This window comes from Paenibacillus oryzisoli (genome assembly GCF_001653565.1).
Lineage (GTDB): Bacteria > Bacillota > Bacilli > Paenibacillales > NBRC-103111 > Paenibacillus_E > Paenibacillus_E oryzisoli.
Window position 1 is genome coordinate 1 of record NZ_LYPB01000046.1, and the last position, 21,144, is coordinate 21,144.

Here is a 21,144-nt window from a genome sequence, read left to right on the forward strand (position 1 = left end):
TAGCTACAAAGGTGGCCTGGCCCCTCCCTTGGTTGGACTTTCACCAACTAGATAATGCGTGCCTCTGGGCACGCCACACAAAATAAACGGCTACGCCGTCCTTTGAAGGACAGGAGCGTTTATCTAGAAATTCAGCATAATTCAGTAAGTAAAACATATAAATTCTGATATTTTAAAAAAATAGCTTGCCGATTTCTCGGCAAGCTATTTTCTCATATGATCAAGTCTCATGTTGCAAGTCGTGTTCCACTTCTTTTTTGATTTTATTCGGCATCATTTTGGGTTTGCTCGTGAACCACTTCGTATACAGGTCTTCGTAAGTGCCATCTTTGGATACGGATTGAAGCGCCTCGTTAATTCTTCCGATGTACTTGTTCTTCTTTTTGGCAAGAATAGCAAGACTATCTTTGTTGAACGGCTCTCCAACTATTTTCACGGCCCCTTGCGCTGTGTTCTTCATAAAATCCTGGGCATTGCGTTCCTCCACGATAACGGCGTCTGCTGTATGACTTTTTAACTCGGCATAGGCATCGGAGATTTTTGAAAAACCGTGGATTTTCGCCCCCTGAATTTCACTCGCATAGTAAAACCCTGGTGATCCATTTTCGGTTGCTATCGCTTTGTCGACTAAGTCATCTTTCCCTTTGATAACCGAGTTCTCGGAAGCGGTCAGAATCACTAAGTTTGTTTGAAAATAAGGATCCGAATACTCAAGATCATTACTGCGTGCATCCGTAATTGTCTTCCCCGCAATCGCCAAATCAATAGCACCAGACTTCAATCCTTTATTCAATTCCCCCATTTCCATGGGAACTAACTCATATTTCAATTTCGACTTTTCGGCGATCGCTTGCCATAAATCCACCTCAAAGCCCTTCTTCTCGCCTCCATCAATAAACGTATAGGGGCGGAAATTTTCCTCGATGCCGACTTTGACCGTTTTATTCTGCGTGCATCCTGAAGCGATCAGGGCGATTAATAGGGTGATCCAGAGGACAATTCCTCGTTTACTTCTCCAGCCTTCATTCATTGCATCCATACCCTCCTCATTAGGTAAACATAGGTATTATTTGTAAATAGGCGGAGGGTTATACAGCTTCTTCACTCGGCTTTAGCGTTTTCAAAAAGAGGCCGATTGCTCGTACACGTTCATGTACATGCAATCAACCTCTTCTGCTTACTCATTCATTGTTGCCATGCACTGAAACAGATCAAGGACTGACCTGAACAAGCTCCAAGTCATCAAAATAAACTTCACCAGGCACGACATGTTTGTACATAAATATCGTCGCACTAGTATTCGTGCTTCCTGTAGTGAACGTGTATTCTTTCCTTGTATAATCCACAGAATTCACATACACCTGACGTTGGTAGCTGCCGAAATTTCTAACGCCGAACTGCGCACTGCCCCCATCCACTATTTTGGCCCATGCTGAGATTGTATACGTTGTGTTTGGCGTTAGTCCCGTTACGATTTGCTCGATCCCCCCGTAAGCAGTTGCCAGTTTGGCTGCGTATGTCCCTGTGTGGGTGTTCGTATTCACAATGGCTGATTGGTTAAAATGCGATGGCCAACTCGTGAAATCCCCAGACTCAAATCCAGGGTTGTTCAGCAGATTAATTGCTGGAATTGCAGGCACAACCTCCACAACGCAAAGGGCCGTTTTGGTGCCATCAACAGTCGTCACGGTAACCGAAGCAGTTCCCACGCCAACAGCCGTTACGACGCCACTCGCATTCACAGTCGCCACTGTAGGATTGCTTGAGCTCCAGCTTACCGCTTTATTAGCAGCATTGGCAGGCGCAACAGTAGCCAACAATGTAGCTGCCGCGCCGATGTTGAGACTCAATCCAGTATGATCCAGTGAAACCCCGGTTACCGAAATGGGTGGCGGCGTAGTCGGCGTGCTATTCTGGACAAGTTCGAAATCGTCAAAATAGGCTTCGCCAGCAGCTGCACGTTTGTACATGAGAATGGTCGCGCTTGTGTTTGTGGCTCCTGTCGTAAACGTTATTTCATTCTTCGTATACGCCGTCGAATTAATATAGACCTGGCGTTTGTAACTGCCGAAATCCCTGACGCCGAACTCACCATTGATCCCCATGGACCATGCAGACAGTGTATACGTTGTATTTGGTGTAAGTCCGGTTACGATCTGCTCGATCCCGCCGTATGCGGTTGCCAACTTGGCAGCGTAAGTTCCTGTATGGGTGTTCGTATTTACAACGGCTGCCTGGTTAAAATTAGATGGCCAGTTACTGAAATCCCCTGCCTCAAAACCCGGGTTGTTCAGCAAGTTACTCGCAGACACAACCTCTACGAAACAAACGGCCGTTTTGTTACCATCTACTGTGGTTACAGTAACAGAAGCTGTTCCCTCACCCACAGCCGTGATGATACCAGCCGCATCCACCTGCGCTACGGCGGCATTGTTCGAGCTCCATGTCACCGCTTTATTGGCAGCATTAGAAGGAGATACGACTGCTGACAATGTGGATGTGCCGCCGACTTTCAGACTCAATGCCGATTTATTCAACGTGACGCCAGACACCGCGACAGGTATAGGCGGCGGTGGGGGCGGCGGTTCCGTTATACCGCTAGTTGCAATGTGGAAATAGTCAAAGTTCGCAGTAAGTCCAGTTCCACCACAGACAATGAGACCGATTTTGGGATCATCAAGACTAGTAATTACGGTGTTACCTATCTGGGTATAAGCTACTCCGTCTACCGAATAATAGCCGGCATACTTATCTCCGTACTTAACAATGCGAAGATGGGATACCGTCGACCCGATCGTATCGGGTACCTCCATATGCGTACGCACACCGCCAACCTTAACGTCAAACTGCAACTGATTGCCGCTGCCATACAACCGGGTCATCCGGATATAGGTATCGTCATTTACATAGACGACCAGTCCGCCTTGCGACCATTGCGAATTCGGCTTGCCTTCAAGCTTCGTATCGATCGCCCAGTTTCCTTCAGGCGCACCTGTTAGAAGGATGTTCTTGGCATCGGCACTTCCGCCCGCGATGTCTCCGTTCTCACTGACAATTCTCATATAACCCGGGTTCGTGCTCAGCGACCATTTCGCTGGGTTCTCTCGGGTCCAGTGCCATTGTGAATGGAGTTCGGCCTCATTAAACTCATCATCAGAACCTTCCGTATAGACGGGATCAGGTTCAACAGGTCCGCCTGGCGATGCGCTATACTGGATTAATTCCAAGTCGTCGAAGTAAACGTCCCCGCCGCCACCGCTTTTATATAAATATATCGTAGCGCTTGTGTTGGTACTGCCCGTCGTAAACGTAAGCTCTTTCCTCGTATAACTGGTAGCGCTCATGTGCACATCTTTGGAGCTGCCACCATAATTTTTGACGCCAAATACGGCATCACCACCGCCAACGCTCTTGCCATTTCCATACAATTTGTAGATCGTATTCGGATACAATCCACTGATAGTCTGCTCAACGCCCGCAGTATTCCCTGTCAGCTTAGCTGCATAAATGCCCGTCAGCGCATTGTTGCTCTCAATAGTAACCCCATTGTAATGGGTAGGCCAATTGGTGAAATCTCCTGTTTCAAATCCCGCATTCTTTAATAGATTCTCTTCAACTGGCGGCGGTGGGAGCGGAGGAAGATTGTTAGGATCCAGTCCTGGACCTTGGTAAGCGCCAATGTTCGGCACTTGCACGGCCGACACCGGGTTGCCGAAGTAGTCCTTGCCTCCATTGTTCGACATCAATTTGCCCGCTCCAATAGCCGGGGATGTAGAAAGAAGCTGGTATCCGACAACCGTATCTTTCCCTATACCTCCCGAACCCGGAGAGGCAAGCAGCGGATCCGTGATAATCTTATTCGCATCCGCCGGTTCGCTGGCTGGATGATTGCCATAGAACAGGTTGTGATCAAACACATTATTCGTGCTCCCAGCGAAATTGTAACCGCCCGTTCCGAGATTCGTGATGATATTGTTGGTGAAGTACGTATTCTTGGCATACCCGCCCCAGTTTAAATAATCCACCACTTTCGCGTTCGAATATCTAGGTAGATATACCGTGTTGTTATAGATATGGGTAGTATCCGGGGTTCCGCTAAAATTGAATACGGCACCGCTGTCATTCTGGCTAATATTATAGCGGATTGTCGTGTTGGTATTGGCGTTGCTCGCAACCGTACCATCATTGACAACCAAGAAGGCACCGCCTGCATTGTTATGGCTGTAGTTATATTGAATAATGGTTCCGTCGCTCTTATAATCCGCATCATAAGCCATAGCGTCTCCGCCCGGCGCTGTATTGTAGACCTCATTATTCTGAATCAACGCATCCTTAGCTGAGAATACCCACAGCGGAACATGATAGCCGCTGGCTCTTACATGCGTGTCATGCACGATGTTGTTTTCGATCAGCGCATTGGTCGTATCCAAGATGAACGCGCCATCAGCGCCAACATCGTAAATGACGTTGTTGGTCACTTTGGAGTCAGCCGAATATTTCTTCTGCGCCCCGTAAATGTAAATGCCCACGCTGTCTACGGAATAAATCTTGCTGTTATTCACCACAACATCGGATACGTGATAATCCCAATTCGTTCCCCAGACGATAATACCGCCATTATGGGCGTAATCGGTTGCCGTATCTCCCTTCACATTGTGGATCTCCAAATTTTCAAAAAGAAAATGCTTAAACACTCTAGGATTGCTATAGCCACCACTGGTGCCGTCCACATGGATTCCTCTGCGTACTGCCTTCGTTGCCGCATCATTGGTGATTTCCAGATTTCGGACTTCCCACTGCTCCTGATTGTTGAAATAGACAGCTGCTGCTGCGCCAGCCCCGGCGATCAATGGCTTGCGGCCGGTACCATACATGTCGATCGAAATGGGATTCCCCTCTGTCCCTGAGCCTTGGGGAGAAAGCGTACCTGTCCATACACCGTCTGCTTTGAACATAATAGTGTCGCCAGGCTGGAAGACGGTACTGTTAACTTTACTCAGCGATTGCCAAGCTGATCCAGAAGCCGTTCCAGCATTCGCATCATTGCCGTCTATCGCATCCACATAATAAACGGAGCCTGATGCATAAACCGTTGCTGGTGCGGCTACTGGTACGAATCCTGCTACCAAGATAATGATTCCCAGAATCAAACCTACAAGCCTGAATCTTTTCGTTTTCTTCATTACATATCCTCCTTATCATTGATTTAACCAAACTAATCGCATGAGAATAGTACGGTTAATATTTATCTTAAAAAACGGCCACTTCCCTCGAGTTCAAGTAACCGCTTCCAAGAATGATGTGAAAATCGTTCAATCCATGTGAATCTTTTTATAGGCGCTCGCATCGATCTTCACTTTCGCTTCTCGCATGCATGTATCCAAATAGTCACCATAGACGGTGTCCACATAACTCCTCCACACATTTCGTCTGCTCTCTTCATAACTTTGATAGCCGCCAATTTCCCTATCCACCACCTTAACAAGGACGTATTCTCCCTGCATAGTCTCATCGAAAACAGAGCTCACCTGATTGATACTCATGTGATGAGTAAGTACGGAATAGAGAATGGCTTGAGACTTGAAATAGGTGCCGGCCGTATCCTTATTCAAATTCTCCTCGGTAAAGCGAACCACGAACGGATCCTTCTCATCTTGCAGGTTGCTAATGACGCTCCCCATCTCTTCCCCTTGATCCAAAAGGAGTTTTATGTCTTCCATCCGTTTCTGGATGGCTTGCTTCTTTGAATCGTTCACGTTTCCTTGTTCATCTTCCCTATACGAAACGGAGACTTTTTGAAATCTGATCCTGTCCTCTACGGTAAACAACGTATCCTTGAGAAGCTCGTAATGCCGCTTTAGATCCTCTTCCGTCACGTTCAACTCATTCTCGGATAGCCTCTCCTTCAATTGCATCCGCAGTTTGCTTATGTAATCGTTCATAAACGTGCTCTCATCCAATTGGACAGGCCCGTAAATGGGTTCACGAGCTTGCACGGCGGCCAGCCTTCGCTTATTCTCCCTATCCATCTTATGGAGCAAATCCTCATAAGAGGTCCCTTGGATCAGACCCTGCCGCTCGGCAAGTTCCAGTTCAATCTTAAGCCTAGTAATTTCATCTAGGGCTCTCTTCTTTGCTGTCTCTTCTGGATTCTCGCCCTGGTACTCCATCTTCCAGAAATTTCTACCATAGGCCACACCTTTTGACCGATAGAAATAGTCGATAACCGGTGTTCTTTGTTTCTCCAACTCACGCTTGAATTCTTGCATGGTGATCACGCTGCCATTCACCGTCGCAATTGAAGTCTGACTCGAATCAGCACCCACTGAAGCATACAAGACGACGGCTCCGACAATCGTGAGAACTAGAACCGTCACTACAACGATTATCCTCTTCGTAAACTTCACTAGGATCACCCCTACTTCATCTTATTACAGCGCTTACATGTGAGATAGAGATAAAGTTTTAAGATGACCTAGGAATTTGTTAAGATTTCCACATAATGAACGTTGCCCCCATTTGGAGATTAACTGGATTTCCTACATCTATTTCTACTTCTGATACTACTTTTACCTCTACCTTCTGAGCACAAACTCTCCACCGCCACGAACAAATTAGATGGATTTTATGTTATTATTTCTGCTGATTTCCGCCCATTTGAAGCAATAGATGGATTTTCTACAGCTAATTCCCTCTACAAGCCACCAATACGATAATCTATCTTATATTAGATGTACTTTTTCCATTTAATTACTAAATCCCCGTCAAAACGGCTAGATTAGCTGCATTTTTTACATCTATTTGAAAGCTATCTACTCAATTGAGCACTACTCCTGCTCCTGCTACCACTTTTACTTCTACCTCTACCTCTACCTCTACCTCTACCTCTACCTCTACCTCTACCTCTACCTCTTCATTCTAAGCACAAACCTTCCTCCACCACCCCAAACAAATTAAATGGATTTTATGTTGTTTTTTCTGCTGATTTCCGCCCTTTTGGAGCAATAGATGGATTTACGAGTCAATTTCAGAATTTGAAACCTTTGACACATAAGGACTTTTTGGGTTAAAAATATTATCACCTCCCCAATAGCTAACTTCAGGGTTTCATAAACAAATGATTAGCCAGCAAAAAGATGCTAAAATTATCGATTCTAGTGGATAACTTTATCTGTTGAATAATGAAATTAGCTTAAGCGGGCGCCAAAAAGCCCGCTGATTACCAGCGGGCCCCATTCAACTATTTCTTCATTTTTGAATACCAATCATTAACTTCCTTGGTCATATCATCGCCGCCTAGGCTCTTCCACTCTTTCACGAAATTATCGAATTCCGTAACAGGTTTCTTGCCATAAATAATATTGATAAATGTATCCCCCTCCAGTTTGACGAGAATACCACCCTTGGATTGCATCGCAGGCGTATTCGCACCTGTATACGCTTGAGGAATATAGATGCCGGCTTTCCAGCCATCATCGACAATCTCAGCAGCCTTCAGGCCATCCTGACCGCTAACTGCAATTTTCTTCTCACTCGGCGTGACTGGCGCTTTCCCTCTGCTTACGTCTGCTCTTAATTTCATCCCGATAAATGGATCCTTCGGTTCGATTAGCAAATATTTAGCTGGGCTTACTTTGCCTCCCGGAATATCTGCTTCGGTCACAGAGTAAGTGCCATCCGCTTTGATTGTATAATCGTAATCCTTCGCCCACCCATTCACAAACTCGCTGCCCTCTTCAGGGTTTACAGCACCAAAGATCCGATTCAAGTATAGGAATAGCGCATCAACATGTTCGAAATCCTTTTTAACTAATAAGCCGCCTCTTAAGTAAGTCGTGTCACGGGCTTCAATTTTGCCATTCAGCGTTGGCAGCGGATACGGCTTCATGATGGATCCCGCCACGTTCTTCTGCATGTCCGTGTTCGGCCAGCCTGACATCCACGAAGGAGCCACGACGATACCTACGCGACCTTGAGCAATCAATTCCGCTAATTTATTCTCGTCATGAAGGCCCGCTTCTTTGGAAAGATAGCCTTTATTGTACCAGTCCCTAAGTTTCGCCAAACCATCTTTCATCGCTGGAAACGTCGATCCGTGGACCAATTTCCCATCCTTCACCAACCATTGATAAGGTACCGTGCCTAAAGCCCCGAACACCCAAGAAGTCTCTCCAAGCCAGCTAGTGAAGGGATTAGGAGATGAACCACCAGAACCTAGGCTTGCTCCAAGCGGAATCACATTGTCAGATCCGCCAGGCTTTTTGTCCAAGAATGCTTGCATGACAGCTTCCAGCTCTTCAAATGTCTTAGGAGCCTTCATTCCAAGTTTATCTAACCAATCCTGTCTAACCCACATGACCGGGTTGTCATTCCCAGCAGTAGCAAAGTTCGGAATGGCCATTTTCTTACCGCCGTATGTGACTTGGCTCCAATTCAATGGATTCGAGTTGTAGATTTGTTTCATCTTGGGAGAAGCATACTTCTCAAAATCTGCTGTGATATCTCGATACTTGCCCGATTGAATCAATTCGTCCAACAAAGTCATATCCTGCGTAGTCAGCACATCAGGCAATGATTCATTGGCTGTCAGCATCAATCTCAACTTCGTATTGAATTGTTCGCCAGGTACTTGCCACAGAACTTTCAGATCCACACCTAATTGATCGTGTGCCCACTTGGTATGCACATTGTTCTCCATGGTCTCACCGTTCTTGAACTTCATGGTGGCGTCAGTGGCTTTGACCGTCGTAATCGTTACCGGTGTTTCAAACTTGTATGTTCCCTTTTGGATGGCGTCGGCAGAAGCGCCCTTCTGCGCTGCAGACGTTGGTGAATTTTCCGCTCCCTTTTCACCGGAGTTGGCGCTTTGCGAACAAGCGGTAACAAGAGAGAACACCATCATCCCTGCAAGAGCAAGTAGATATCGTTTTTTACTCATTTTCTATCAAGATCCTCCCTTTAAGCTGTATTACGTTGCACCTTTATATTAATACAGCGCTTTCAGCGGGGTAAGTGATAAAGTTTTAAGATGGTGTATGAAATTGTTAAGATTTAGGTGATGTGCCGATCCCGGTATTCTTGTGGCGTAACCCCGTAATAATTTTTGAACAGTTTGCTAAAATAAGGCGGGTTTTGGAAACCCATTTGACTTGCTAGCTCGTAAATTTTAATATCTGTTGAACCCAGCAGAACGGCTGACTTTTCCATCCTATACCGCATGATGAAATCACTGATATTTTCTTTCATTTCCTGTTTATACATAGAGGACAGGTAGACTGGATGCAAAGTCACATGATCTGCGATCGTTTGCAGTGAAACATCTTGTGCAATATGTGTCTCAATAAACCGATGAATCTTTGAAATTAGCTGGTTTTTACCGTCCTTGAATTCGCGTATGCTGCCAGATTCCATGCTTTCCAGTACGCCTTCTGCCCACGCCATGACTTGGTCCGCTCTGTATAACATTCGTGGATCTGGCGACACGTCCGCCTCCATCCCCGATACTTCCATCAATGTTTTGCCTTGTAGATGCGCGATATACAGAAATGCATTCATCAAGGTATAAGTAACTTCCATCATGTTTTCTTCCGTATCCATTTTCTTGGCGTTCATTTCTTCAAAGACATCACGCAATTTCGTGCGCACATCCCCCCACCGTCCAGCTTCTAATAGCTGTTGAATGCTTGGCGGACTATATAAGGATTGCAGAGACCTTGATTGCACGCGAGGCTTCCCGGACATAATCATGACTTCCCTGTCGCTTCGCGGAACTTTGCGAAATTCATTCAATGATTTGCGGTAATACAGCGCGAGTTCATCTGGAAATATCCCCTCATCGCTTATCAAGACGGATACTTGCCCTTTCAGAAAGGCTGATACTTTCAACTGCAGCTCATAAGCCGATTTCTCTAGCTTTTGATCACCTACTGGTTCGAAAGATCCTCCCATGCCTTTGTCCTGCACCAAAAAGCATAAATACCCGAAGGTATCCCTACAGTACCAGACGTGGTAATTCGCTTCTAAAATCTCGCAAGCGATATTATGAACGGCATATTCGAATAACAAAGAGTCAGCCTCCGCCTTATCCCCGAATCCATCATCCATTCTCACTAGAATAAAAGAACAGTCCTTTCCCGGTTCAAATGGAAGCTGGTACTCTTTCATTCGTTCAGCGAGTGTAGAAGAAGACATGGAGCTCCCCGTTAACAAGTTAATTAATAAATTGGATTTTAATAACGGCAGGTGAACATGAAGTGTCTGACGAGCCCTTTCCAAGGAGCCTACATGCTCCCATTCCTGCTGGAAGAGCGTTTTGACACGGGCAACCTCATCCATTAACTCTTCGTCCTTAATCGGTTTCAGCAAATAATTCACCGTGCCGTACGTAATTGCCTGACGCGCGTAGTCGAATTCACCGTAGCCCGAAAGTAGAATGCATTTGGTCCGGGGATAGTGATCGCGTATAAATTTACATAATTGCAGCCCGTTCATGCCCGGCATCCGAATATCCGTTACAACAATATCAATGGGTGTTTTCCCCAGCACATCAACGGCTTCCAACCCAGAGGCTGCCTGAAAAACAGTTTCCACACCGATATGTCTCCAATCATTCTCTACCATGCTCTTTAATAACATGGGTTCATCGTCAACCAGCAGAAGCTGAACCATCGCTACCAAGCCTCCCTACTTTCTTCTCATTTCCAACGAAGTGCTACGCTGAGACCTGACAACTGCTTGGAAGAAGTTATGCTAATGCCTGCATCAGGACCAAATCGTTGAACTAATCGTTGATTCACATTCCACAGTCCGCAGCCTGTATGTTCATCCATAGGACGTTCTAAACTCTGCACATAGTCCGCGATCTCCAGATCCGTCATTCCCACACCGCTATCTTCGACAACAAGCACATTCCAATCCGACTCCCGATGACCCGAGACCATGATCGTTCCTGGTCCTGGTTTGGGTTCAATGCCATGTACAATCGCGTTCTCTACAACTGGTTGGAGAATCAGCCTCATCACAGGTTCATTCAACATATCCGAAGGAATATCAATCTGATAATCCAGACGTTCAAGCCTTAACGAATAAATGTTCAAGTAGTGATTGACCAGATCAACCTCTTCTTCTAACAAAGGCATCTGATTCTCTACTCTTGTGGTATAGCGATAATAATCACCTAAATGATACGTCATCTGTTTGATGGTATCGGTATAGCCAGCTTTCGCGCAACCAGCGATGAATGACAGGCAATTGTACAGAAAGTGTGGATTAATCTGCGATTGCAGCTGTTTTAACGTTGCTAGGCGGGAACGATTTTGTTCTTCGTACACATTGGTAATCAAATGTTGGATCTCATTCCCCATGTCATTGAAGCGCAGCATCATGTAATCAAATTCATTATGAAACCGCTTGTTGATACGGAATGAATAATCTCCCATCTCCATATGTTTGAGCCCTTTCATGATATAAGAAATCGGCTTCTGCACATGAAGATACAAGAGATAGGAAGTGGCGAATCCAAGGAGAACCAGCACGAACATACTGATATAGAACAGGTTTCTGCTCTTAATAATCGGTGCGTGAAACGTGTTTAGAGGCACATAATCTATGAGATAAGCTTCGATACTTGGCAGAAAGGTATAGCTCAAATAAGCTTTCTGTTCCTCCAACTGTATGCTTCGATGCCCGCCTTCGTTTAAGCCCTCCTTCAGAAGTCTTTCACCCAGCCTCTCTAAGTCAGCATTACTTGAATCAGAAGCCGAGAACACCTCGCCAGTGCTTGTTAACAAAAACGAGTAACCTGGACTATCTCGTTTGTATGAACGTAGCATTTTTCTAATATTATCTAGTCCAAAACGCACCTCATAAATCGCACTTACCGTCTGTGGACTGCTTTTGGAAAAGTACGGATCCCAGATAAACAGTTGATAGTACGACGTTTCGTTAGATCCTCCAGCATGGAATTGCCACTTCCCGTTGTCGGCCGTTTCGAGGACACTCTGATCATAGCGATCATTGGGGTTGGTCGATATTCTTCGTTGGGTATCGGGCAGATAGATGGATAAATCATTGCTCCAGTTGCTGGAGAAGCTCTGAAGAAAGAGTTTTTCTTTTACTTGGGTTTGGAAGTCAATCATCCCATAGTAATCTTTCGTCAAGATGCTCGTCTGAAGCTTCAGAATGGAGGAGTCACGCGCCAAAACACTCGAGGAAAGAGATAGACGCTCTGCCCCCACTTCAATTTGGTTTTTCAGGAACAGCAGCTGGCTTTCGTTATACGCCGTGATCTGTGAATCAATGACTTGGAAGCTGGTTCTGCTGAAATACGAGAATAGAATGACGATAGGAATTAAGAGAACAAGGATGACACCGTTGATTTTCAGGAATATGGGCCAGTGCCGCTTCATTGCACAACCTCCTTAAGATATTGACAGTCACCTTTAATATGTATTCTATACAAAAAAACGCTTCCATCCTAAGATAAATAAACAAAAGATTGAAGTCGAGGAGGAAAATAATGTATGAAAGATACCGCCATTATAACATCATCGCCACCCGTAACGGCAAGAGCAAGAGCGAAACGAAATCATCCCCTTCGCAAAACATGGAGGCTTCATCTCATGCTGCTGCCTGCAGTATTGGTTGCTTTGATCTTTAAATACGCCCCCATGCCAGGCATCATCATGGCGTTCCAGGACTTCAAGCCATGGCTTGGCATATCTGGTTCCAGGTGGATTGGTTGGGATAATTTCCAACTTATTTTTACAATGAAAGGCTCCGTTCAAGTCATTTGGAACACGTTGATTATTTCTGTTTTGAAAATAATATTTGGCTTGGCTGTCCCCGTCACTTTCGCCTTACTGATCAATGAAATCCGCAATATGAAGTTAAAACGCTCGCTTCAAACCATGGTGTACCTGCCGCATTTCATGTCATGGGTTATATTAGGGGGTATCTTGTTGGACGTGCTTTCACTAGACGGTGTTTTAAACCGGTTAGTTGCAGCCCTTCATATACAGCCCATTATGTTTCTGGGCGAAGCGAACTGGTTCCGTTTTACCGTTATCGTGAGTGATTTATGGAAGGAATTCGGCTTCTCAGCGATCGTCTTCCTTGCCGCCTTATCTGGTATCAATCCAGATCTGTATGAAGCCGCCGAAATCGATGGTGCTGGGAGATGGCAGCAGACCATTCATATTACACTTCCTTCGCTGCTTCCCATCATGGTGGTCGTGTTCACATTGTCCCTAGGCAACATGCTCAATGCCAACTTCGATCAAATCTATAACCTGATTAACCCCCTTGTCCTTGAAAAGGGAGATATTATCGATACCTTTGTATTCCGCAACTTCCAAGGCGGGCAATACAGCTTAGCTGCCACGGTTGGCCTATTCAAATCGGCTGTCGGGTTCATCCTAATCAGCGCCGGCTACTACATTTCGCACAAATGGACGAATTACCGTGTATTTTAAAAATGACGAATCTCGGAGGAACAGGCTATGTATTATAAAAATCCATCCTATAAAGTGTTTTATTATACGAATGTAACACTTCTAGTCCTTGTCTCCATTCTCTGTATTTTACCGATGCTGCATATCTTTGCTGTCTCTCTCAGTGGAAAAACAGCCGCCGAATCGAATCTGGTCACGCTGTTCCCCATCGATTTCAATCTGGACAGCTATGTGAAAACTTTTCAAAATGATAACTTCCTGCATGCCATTCAAATCTCCGTATTGCGGAGCTTAATCGGTACGGTTCTGGCGATGATGGTAACTGTTCTCGCTGCCTTTCCTTTGTCCAGAAGTACTATCGAATTCAAGCCACGCAACTTCTATGTCTGGTTCTTCCTGATCATTATGATCTTCGACGCCGGACTGATCCCTCACTACCTGCTCATACAAAAAATCGGATTGGTCGGTTCGTTCTGGGTTTACATTTTACCCCATCTGCTCAATGTCTGGAATATCATTCTCATGATGAATTTCTTCCGTGCGATACCCAAAGAATTGGATGAGGCGGCTACCATGGACGGGGCAAGCTCATTCCGAATTTTCTTCTCGGTTTACTTACCGATATCCATGCCTGCCCTGGCAACTCTCTCCCTATTCACACTGGTAGGACATTGGAACAACTGGTTTGATGGCATGTTATATATGAGATCTCCCGAACAGTGGCCGCTGGCCACGCTTCTGCAGACCATCGTTGTCGCACGCGACCTCAGTAAAACAGGTATTGATTTTGAAGATCTAGAATTGTTGTCCAATCGGAGTGTAAAAGCCGCACAAATCTTCATCGCAATGATTCCGATTCTCGTCGTCTACCCGTTTCTACAACGCTTTTTTGTTAAAGGCATAGTCATCGGAGCCGTTAAAGAGTAATTCAACAGCGATTAGGAATGATACTCATCTGCATCCAAATGCGATTCCACACGTATACGATGTAGAAAGGAGTTGTTTACAACATGAACAATCTTGATCGCAATCACCCTCCAGAAACGGCAAATGAGCTCCAACAAGCCCTTCATGAGATAGAAGCCTGGGAAGCTGAACAGAAAGACCTGTGGTTCTGGGAGAAGCTGGGACGGCTGCCTTTCCAAGTACTGGACCGATTAACGCCGAAGTTTTTGAATAAAAAAATAGGTGAAGCCTTAGATGAGCTCGGCAATTATTTGCAAGCAGGAGGGCAGTATCTCATTTCGGAGAAGGGAACCTTGCGACAGGTTGAGGACGTGTATAAGCGAGGTGAGCAAGATGATCTTCCTGAGGCGATTACGATTGCATCCGTGGGCTCATTGCCGCTGAAAGTGCTCGATCAAACCGCCGATGAGATTGTGCTGAATCGTTCTAAAATCGCTACCTTGCAAGGCGCCACGACAGGGATTGGCGGGATTCTAACGCTCGCTATCGATATTCCAGCCATCCTTGGACTGTCTTTGAAAACCATCCAAGAAGTGGCTATCTGCTATGGCTATGATCCCAAGGATAAGCAGGAGCGGATCTTCACGATTAAAGTTCTGCAATTCTCATCCTCCGACATCGTCGGCAAAAAGGCCATTCTCGAAGAGCTTGGGAACTACGCCGCTGCGGACAAAGAGAAGGTGCAGATGATCTCTCAACTCCAAGGTTGGCGCGAAGTATTCGCTACGTACCGCGATAATTGGGGGTGGAAAAAGCTATTCCAGCTCATCCCCATTGCGGGTATTCTCTTCGGTGCTTGGATCAATCGCGGCACGCTGAAGGATGTTGGTGAAGCTGCGAAAATGCTGTATCGCAAGCGTCGTATACTCGAGCGGTTGCAGGCCCAAGTCAATGATTAGCTGAAACCATCCCTCTCTCTTATCGTAATAAGGAGTAAACCGCGAAAGGGGGAATGTATGGTGATCAAATATTTACTACGTAAACTATTAGGATCTCTTCTGCATTCCAGACGAGGACGACACTATGGTCATCGACATAGCAGCTCTAATCATAGGGGGTATGTAACCCGGCGTTACTCGTCAAGTCACCGGGGAGGATACGGACGCAGCCATCATGGTCATGGGTATTATAAAAATAGAGGTGGAAGCTCCAGTTAAACCGAAGCCGCGAAAGTGGCTTTTTTCTTTTTATACGAGTACAACGTCTAATTCCTCCATACAAACTTGAACATTCGCAAAAGGTGGATCGATTTGCAATAATTTGCGGATAATGCGCTTTGTATGGGCGGTTATCGGCAATTCTTGCTCCCATCCTCTAGCTGCCTCCTCCTGCTCTTCTTTCAACTCATACGTCGAATACAACATATACAGTAAGAAGTGGCCAATGGCATACAGATCTGACGTGACATCTACGGTCCTTCTTCGAATTAAATCTTCATCGGCATCTAGCGCTAATCGGGCTGGCTCACCTAGTCGAGCGGCTAGACCGAAATCGATTAGACTCATACGGTCACCCTCTAAGATGACATTCGGAATGCGAATATCCAAATGCACGATACCTTCCTCATGAATGAATTGTACAATGTTCAATAACTGTCGAATGAAGCGTAAAGCGTCCTTTTCTTCAAATCGAGCTCCCTCTTCAAAAATCAAATCCTCTACGGTCCGACCTTGGATATACTCGGTTATCATATACAAACGGTTCGATTCTTTGAATGATGTGTAACATTTGGGAATAGACGAATGCTCTAACTGACTCATGATAGCCATCTCCCGGTGCAATAGATCTTCGCCCAATTGTCCTTTACTTGGTTTCGCCTGCTTCGCGACGACCTCTTGACCGGAGTTCTTGTCCAGACACAAGTAAGTTAACCCGTAGCTTCCCATACCGAGGAAACGTTTGATCTGATATTGGCCTCGAATGACCTCTCCCTCTCTTCGGGGAAAGTCAATCCATGCTTCGTATACCCTTTTTAGATAAGCTATCACCGTTCGGTCTCCTCGTTCCATAGTAGGCTTCTAATGGCTTAAGTGAATCTTAACGGGGCAATGCTTGGGGCATTTCTTTCTTATCTTTTTGCAGCAAAAAAACTACTGTTCCTATGCACCCGCAAATGGCTGCCGCAATTAATATCCCGGAGATCGGCATGTAATCGGATAAACCCGTGCTTATTATTGGTGCGATAGAGCCGCGAATGCCAAACAGCATTAAGTGCAAGCCGAACACGACGGCCTCTCTTCCAGGTACAACACGGAAAATATAGGCAAGAATACCAATATCCCAGATGGCATCTCCGATTCCCTGAATTCCGCTACCAATAATGACGGCCGGATAATTCCCGAAAGTCCCATAAAGCAAGGGAACAATTGTGAACGCTGCCAGTCCATAGACCAACGTTTGCTTCGCAGAAAATCGATCAATTACCCAACCAACAACGAAATAGGCCACTAATAAACACACATAATAGGTCATACGTGCCAGTGCAATTTCAATGTTGTTCAACTGCAGTTCTTTAACTTGGATAATCTGATATAGGGGACTCGCTAATATGTTGCCAAAGCCCGTTAATGTCGTCGCGGCAAAAAAAACGAGCAGCTCCCGGTGATTTCGCACAAGCTTGAGTTGTTCTCTAAATGAAGATTTACGTGCTGATATCGACGCGGATGGAGCAATTTCCCTAACGCGGGCTAGGAAAAGAATCGCTATAACACCTGTTATGGATGCGGTAATTAGGGGTCCACTCGGGCCTGATTTATCCGTCCACGCACCGACTATGTAAGCAAGTGGAATCATCATAGCTCCCATGGCAACCCGAACATAGCCCATGAGTCGGCCACGCAATTCTGGCTGATACATACGTGTAATTAGCGCGGGATAAGCTGGTGCTTGTATGCCCATTAGAAAGTAAAAAATGATAGCCGTCACCACATAGACGCTGGGAGCACCAAAGAACGCCGGAAACAACAACAGAGCTCTACCAATGATATTGGGGATAATGACAAAAGGTTTGGGACTTGATTGTTCAATTTTCCCTGCCCAAATCGGCGAGAACAGCAGGCCAATTGCCGGAGCGGCTGCGAGTATCCCAACTTCCAGATTCGTAGCCCCTTGTCGAATGGCAAGTGCGATATAGAACTGGTTAAAGACCACATTAAAGAGACTAAATAAACACGCTGCTCCAAAATCACTATACAAGTTGTGCTTAGTTGCCGGGCTCATTTGTAAGCCTAGTTTTTGAAACATTTTGTTTGCTAGCATGGCTTTACTTCCCTTCCTACTTCTCTCATTCTAAGCTCACTATTAACTTCATGATAGCAGGTTTTCAACGCAAAGCTAGCATTTGCGGACATAATAAAGAGCTCACCTTATTTACAAGGTTGAGCTCTTTATTTCTACATTCACAGCTCGATCATGTCTGAGCTTGCAGTCTCTGATCCAGCTTCCCTTGCACGAACCAGACGTACACGACATACCCGACAAGCAAAGCACCCGCAGTCAGTAGGAAGAGCATCGAATCATGATTGCCAGCCAAAATGTAGCCCGCCCAGTACGAGGCAATCGTATTCCCGATGCTGCGGGAGACGGTTCGCATGCCTGCGAACAGGTTGCGGTCTTCTTCGGCGACAGCTGACATGCATTGACTGTCCATCAAGTTGTTCAGCATCGTGAAGCCCGTTCCGCGAATGAGCAGCAGCATGGCAAATACGGTGGCTGGCATCGCCACGGCCATGAGCCCCACGACTAGGATGTTATAGAGAAACAGGAACACGAACGTCCTTCGGCTGCCCCATCTCTCCACAACGTAAGGCATAACGATCGAGCCGATAAAGAAGAAGAATCCGGATAACGCGAGTACACCAGAGATATTCCCGTCCTCCATTTGAAATCGGAATTTCAAGATGACATTCAAGAACGGACTCAGCAGTCCGAACGTAAATCCAGAGTTGAAAATCAACAGAGAAAGCAGCAGCAAGAAATAAATCCCATGCCGTTTCTTCGGCTGGTGGGAAGGTTTCGCTGCTTCGCTGCCTTTCTGTTTCTCTGCTGCGGTGACGTTGCCTTCTTCGGTCTTGGTATGGTTAGCCGGCAGCAGAATTCCTCGCAATATGCCTGAGAGACCTAAGCACCCGCCAGCAACGAAGAAGGCGTATTGGTACATGGTTGTCTGTCCCGGTATCCAATCGGGTAAATATCCACCAAGCCACGTGCCTAGACCGGTGAATAGCGTAAAAATCGCGAACAAGAGCGAATAGGCACTTGTTTCTTCCCTTTTCGTGCGGCAATATTGGAAAATCAATTGAATCTCAGAGTTCACAATTGCCGTAATCCCGAGTGAATACACCAACTGCGCGACGGTTACCGCGCCAATACTAGTCCCGATACCGAAGAGGACTAAGGACAGGAAGGCTAAGAGCATGCCGATGACGAGCATCGTTTTGCGTCCGATCAGCTTCACGATGAACCCTGCCGGCAAACTGGCCAAGCCAACCGTAAGTGCCCCAAGTGACGTTATTTTGCCGATATCGCCTTTGGAGAAACCAAGGTCTAATAAATGTAAGTTAAGGATCAGGCTTGAGATCCCGACTCCGATGCCAAACAAGCTTTCTGTCGCAATGAACCGCTTCACGTTAGGCGATAAATCACGAATCAAATTTGCAGTATACGTCCACATAGATCCTAGATGCACCTTCTTCTTGTTGTTATGTGCTCTATCTTACATGGCGAGGGCATCAGGAGCAAGGAAATAGGGCACTATGCTCCTTCTTTTCTGCTTGGGTTTTTCAGAGCTCACAGGCTAGGCATCAGCACGGGCGGCAGTGCTGGCACCCAGAAATAGCATCAGCCCAGGATACAGGGCTGGCCTCAGTGCAGCCACCCAGAAATGGCATCAGCCCAGGATGCCGTGCTGACCTCAGTGCGTGCATCCAGAAATGACATCAGCCTAGGATGCAGGGCTGGCCCCAGTGCGGGCATCCAGAAATGACATCAGCCTAGGATGCAGGGCTGGCCCCAGTGCGGGCACCAATTAGATGGAAAAACTACAGTTAAATCCGCCAAATCCAGCTGATTATTCCATTTAGATGGAAAAACTACAGTTAAATCCCACCATTCCCGCGAATAACATACAATTGGCCAAAAATAACTGGAGGTTTTCCAGTTATTTACTTAAATCAGCTAAATTTGCTCGAAATAGATGTAGGTTTTCCAGTTAATGCTTTAAACTTGAAAAGCCCCGCAAGTCGATTTGACTTGTGAGGGGCTCACTTCAGGAACATTTTAGCTACTTTAAACTCTTGCTACTCTATTGCTACTCTTGTTACTCATCCTACTTCTTCTACTACTTCTACTACTCTTACTACTCACACTACTTCTACTTCTACTACTCTTCTACTCAAGCTATTTTTGCTACTTCTGCTACTTCTACTCTACTACTCAGGCTACTTTTGCTACTCACACTACTCCTACTACTCCTTACACTTCCGCCAGCTACTCTTAGCTCACTTCAACTTGCTGCTCTAATTACTCAACAATTTCAAAATACGAAGACTCGTCCCCGTGCTCCGCGCATCTTTCTTCCCTGTGTGACGGATGGTAATTTGTCTGCATTTCCGCTCCGCATGAATAGGAAACATAGCCATAATGGGGCGATATGCTTGTAAACACCAATGATCAAATAGATCAATTGGCTGAAACGGTTCGTCGTCTATGGCGTATTCGAACACCCCCGAGTCCGGCCCGCACAGCAGCAATATGCCAGCACTCTGCCCGTACACTGTGAAGGGAAACGAAGCATGGAGAGTATCCGTATACAGATGTCGAGTGTCATAGCGCCAGTTCATCAATGGCTCTGTAGATAACGTCACCCATTCCAAACCTACCAAGCCATCCGTCAGTTCTACCTCAGACATCTCCGCATATTCGTAATTATTGTGATTAATTGGAGGAGGGAGGGATACATCATCGTCTAGGCACGCTTTCGCACCTTGCACTCCATCCCGCTTCACCTTTGCACTTACTGTTTCATCCAGGTACTCCTTTGCTCCTTCTACTCTACCCAAATACTCATTTGCACCCAATACCCCATCTAGGTACTCCTCCAAAAAAGCAGCATACAAGGCATGCCCCGCATCATTCGGATGTACCCGATCTGATGCAAGGTCTTCCCACCGTACTTCGTCTGTCTGTATCATGCTGTATACCCTCGCAGCAAAGTTAACGGAAGGGATGTTATAGTGCGTTGCGACTTCTTCGTGGACAGCGATGTTGAATGGCAGGCTTTCGGTCAAATTTTTATCCGCTCCCGTGTAGATATAACAGAGATCTGTACGAGGCGATAGCCGCCGACATTGTCGTACAATCCCTTCCATACCTCTGATCGATTCCTCCCGATCCTCACCGTCATTCACACTGAACTCAACGAATAGTAAGTCAATTTCACCTTGAGACAAAACATGCGCCTGCAGCCGATGAGCACCGAACGTAGACGTCGTTCCACCAACGCCCGCATTGATACACGTCACCTTTTCAGATGAAAAACGTTGCACTAAATAGCTTTCCGTTAACGCACGCCAGCTGGTGGCATTCATGTCCGATGCCCCTGCACCCTCTGTTATAGAACCGCCAAAGAAAGCGATGACAATCGGTTCATTACGGAGTAATTTCTCCTTGATGTGTGGCAGCCCTCCTCGCTGGTTCACCCAACGGTCAGCCCATGTATCCGTCATTT

Annotated in this window: 13 protein-coding genes; 3 read left to right on the forward strand and 10 right to left on the reverse strand. The window is 46.1% G+C overall.

Features of this window, described 5'->3' with window-relative positions:
- Positions 1-220 precede the first annotated feature (220 nt).
- From A8708_RS03745 to A8708_RS03770, 6 genes are all read right to left on the reverse strand, one after another.
- Positions 221-1,030, reverse strand: coding sequence for a transporter substrate-binding domain-containing protein (locus tag A8708_RS03745; protein WP_068662180.1), 810 nt, complete (start codon positions 1,028-1,030; stop codon positions 221-223).
- Between the two features lie 181 nt (positions 1,031-1,211).
- Positions 1,212-5,183: an Ig-like domain-containing protein gene (locus A8708_RS03750; RefSeq protein WP_068662181.1), complete on the reverse strand. Its 3,972-nt coding sequence runs from the start codon at positions 5,181-5,183 to the stop codon at positions 1,212-1,214.
- Between the two features lie 129 nt (positions 5,184-5,312).
- Positions 5,313-6,407 carry a SurA N-terminal domain-containing protein gene (locus A8708_RS03755; protein ID WP_068662182.1) on the reverse strand — a complete coding sequence of 365 codons (1,095 nt, stop codon included), beginning with the start codon at positions 6,405-6,407 and terminating at the stop codon, positions 5,313-5,315.
- Between the two features lie 833 nt (positions 6,408-7,240).
- Positions 7,241-8,938 carry a type 2 periplasmic-binding domain-containing protein gene (locus A8708_RS03760; protein ID WP_068662183.1) on the reverse strand — a complete coding sequence of 566 codons (1,698 nt, stop codon included), beginning with the start codon at positions 8,936-8,938 and terminating at the stop codon, positions 7,241-7,243.
- A gap of 113 nt (positions 8,939-9,051) precedes the next feature.
- The gene (locus tag A8708_RS03765; protein ID WP_068662184.1) at positions 9,052-10,668 is read right to left on the reverse strand and encodes a response regulator transcription factor; all 1,617 of its coding nucleotides are present in this window, start codon (positions 10,666-10,668) and stop codon (positions 9,052-9,054) included.
- A gap of 26 nt (positions 10,669-10,694) precedes the next feature.
- Complete coding sequence (locus A8708_RS03770) at positions 10,695-12,407, reverse strand: sensor histidine kinase (RefSeq protein WP_068662185.1); 1,713 nt, start codon at positions 12,405-12,407, stop codon at positions 10,695-10,697.
- A gap of 114 nt (positions 12,408-12,521) precedes the next feature.
- Here A8708_RS03770 and A8708_RS03775 point away from each other — a divergent pair, with 114 nt between their 5' ends.
- The 3 genes from A8708_RS03775 (at position 12,522) to A8708_RS03785 (ending at position 15,316) form a co-directional block, all read left to right on the forward strand.
- The gene (locus A8708_RS03775) at positions 12,522-13,472 is read left to right on the forward strand and encodes an ABC transporter permease (RefSeq protein WP_082927251.1); all 951 of its coding nucleotides are present in this window, start codon (positions 12,522-12,524) and stop codon (positions 13,470-13,472) included.
- 27 nt (positions 13,473-13,499) lie between these two features.
- Positions 13,500-14,378, forward strand: a complete 879-nt coding sequence (locus A8708_RS03780) for a carbohydrate ABC transporter permease (protein WP_068662186.1) — start codon at positions 13,500-13,502, stop codon at positions 14,376-14,378.
- Positions 14,379-14,461: 83 nt separating this feature from the next.
- On the forward strand, positions 14,462-15,316 hold the full coding sequence (locus A8708_RS03785) for an EcsC family protein (RefSeq protein ID WP_068662187.1): 855 nt from the start codon (positions 14,462-14,464) through the stop codon (positions 15,314-15,316).
- Between the two features lie 288 nt (positions 15,317-15,604).
- On the opposite strand, the gene A8708_RS03790 is transcribed toward A8708_RS03785, so the two are convergent.
- The 4 genes from A8708_RS03790 to A8708_RS03805 form a co-directional block, all read right to left on the reverse strand.
- Positions 15,605-16,405: a serine/threonine protein kinase gene (locus A8708_RS03790; protein WP_068662188.1), complete on the reverse strand. Its 801-nt coding sequence runs from the start codon at positions 16,403-16,405 to the stop codon at positions 15,605-15,607.
- Between the two features lie 49 nt (positions 16,406-16,454).
- On the reverse strand, positions 16,455-17,660 hold the full coding sequence (locus A8708_RS03795) for an MFS transporter (protein WP_239696518.1): 1,206 nt from the start codon (positions 17,658-17,660) through the stop codon (positions 16,455-16,457).
- Between the two features lie 166 nt (positions 17,661-17,826).
- Positions 17,827-19,089, reverse strand: a complete 1,263-nt coding sequence (locus tag A8708_RS03800; RefSeq protein ID WP_068662190.1) for an MFS transporter — start codon at positions 19,087-19,089, stop codon at positions 17,827-17,829.
- Between the two features lie 844 nt (positions 19,090-19,933).
- Complete coding sequence (locus A8708_RS03805) at positions 19,934-21,142, reverse strand: SGNH/GDSL hydrolase family protein (protein ID WP_167355847.1); 1,209 nt, start codon at positions 21,140-21,142, stop codon at positions 19,934-19,936.
- Positions 21,143-21,144: the final 2 nt, after the last annotated feature.

What these genes read in the sequence shown, in the direction of transcription:
- A8708_RS03745 (WP_068662180.1), bottom strand. Translation starts at nt 1,030, where the DNA reads ATGAATGAAGGCTGGAGAAGTAAACGAGGAATTGTCCTCTGGATCACC.
- A8708_RS03750 (WP_068662181.1), bottom strand. Translation starts at nt 5,183, where the DNA reads ATGAAGAAAACGAAAAGATTCAGGCTTGTAGGTTTGATTCTGGGAATC.
- A8708_RS03760 (WP_068662183.1), bottom strand. Translation starts at nt 8,938, where the DNA reads ATGAGTAAAAAACGATATCTACTTGCTCTTGCAGGGATGATGGTGTTC.
- A8708_RS03765 (WP_068662184.1), bottom strand. Translation starts at nt 10,668, where the DNA reads ATGGTTCAGCTTCTGCTGGTTGACGATGAACCCATGTTATTAAAGAGC.
- A8708_RS03770 (WP_068662185.1), bottom strand. Translation starts at nt 12,407, where the DNA reads ATGAAGCGGCACTGGCCCATATTCCTGAAAATCAACGGTGTCATCCTT.
- A8708_RS03775 (WP_082927251.1), top strand. Translation starts at nt 12,522, where the DNA reads ATGAAAGATACCGCCATTATAACATCATCGCCACCCGTAACGGCAAGA.
- A8708_RS03780 (WP_068662186.1), top strand. Translation starts at nt 13,500, where the DNA reads ATGTATTATAAAAATCCATCCTATAAAGTGTTTTATTATACGAATGTA.
- A8708_RS03785 (WP_068662187.1), top strand. Translation starts at nt 14,462, where the DNA reads ATGAACAATCTTGATCGCAATCACCCTCCAGAAACGGCAAATGAGCTC.
- A8708_RS03795 (WP_239696518.1), bottom strand. Translation starts at nt 17,660, where the DNA reads ATGTTTCAAAAACTAGGCTTACAAATGAGCCCGGCAACTAAGCACAAC.
- A8708_RS03800 (WP_068662190.1), bottom strand. Translation starts at nt 19,089, where the DNA reads ATGTGGACGTATACTGCAAATTTGATTCGTGATTTATCGCCTAACGTG.
- A8708_RS03805 (WP_167355847.1), bottom strand. Translation starts at nt 21,142, where the DNA reads ATGACGGATACATGGGCTGACCGTTGGGTGAACCAGCGAGGAGGGCTG.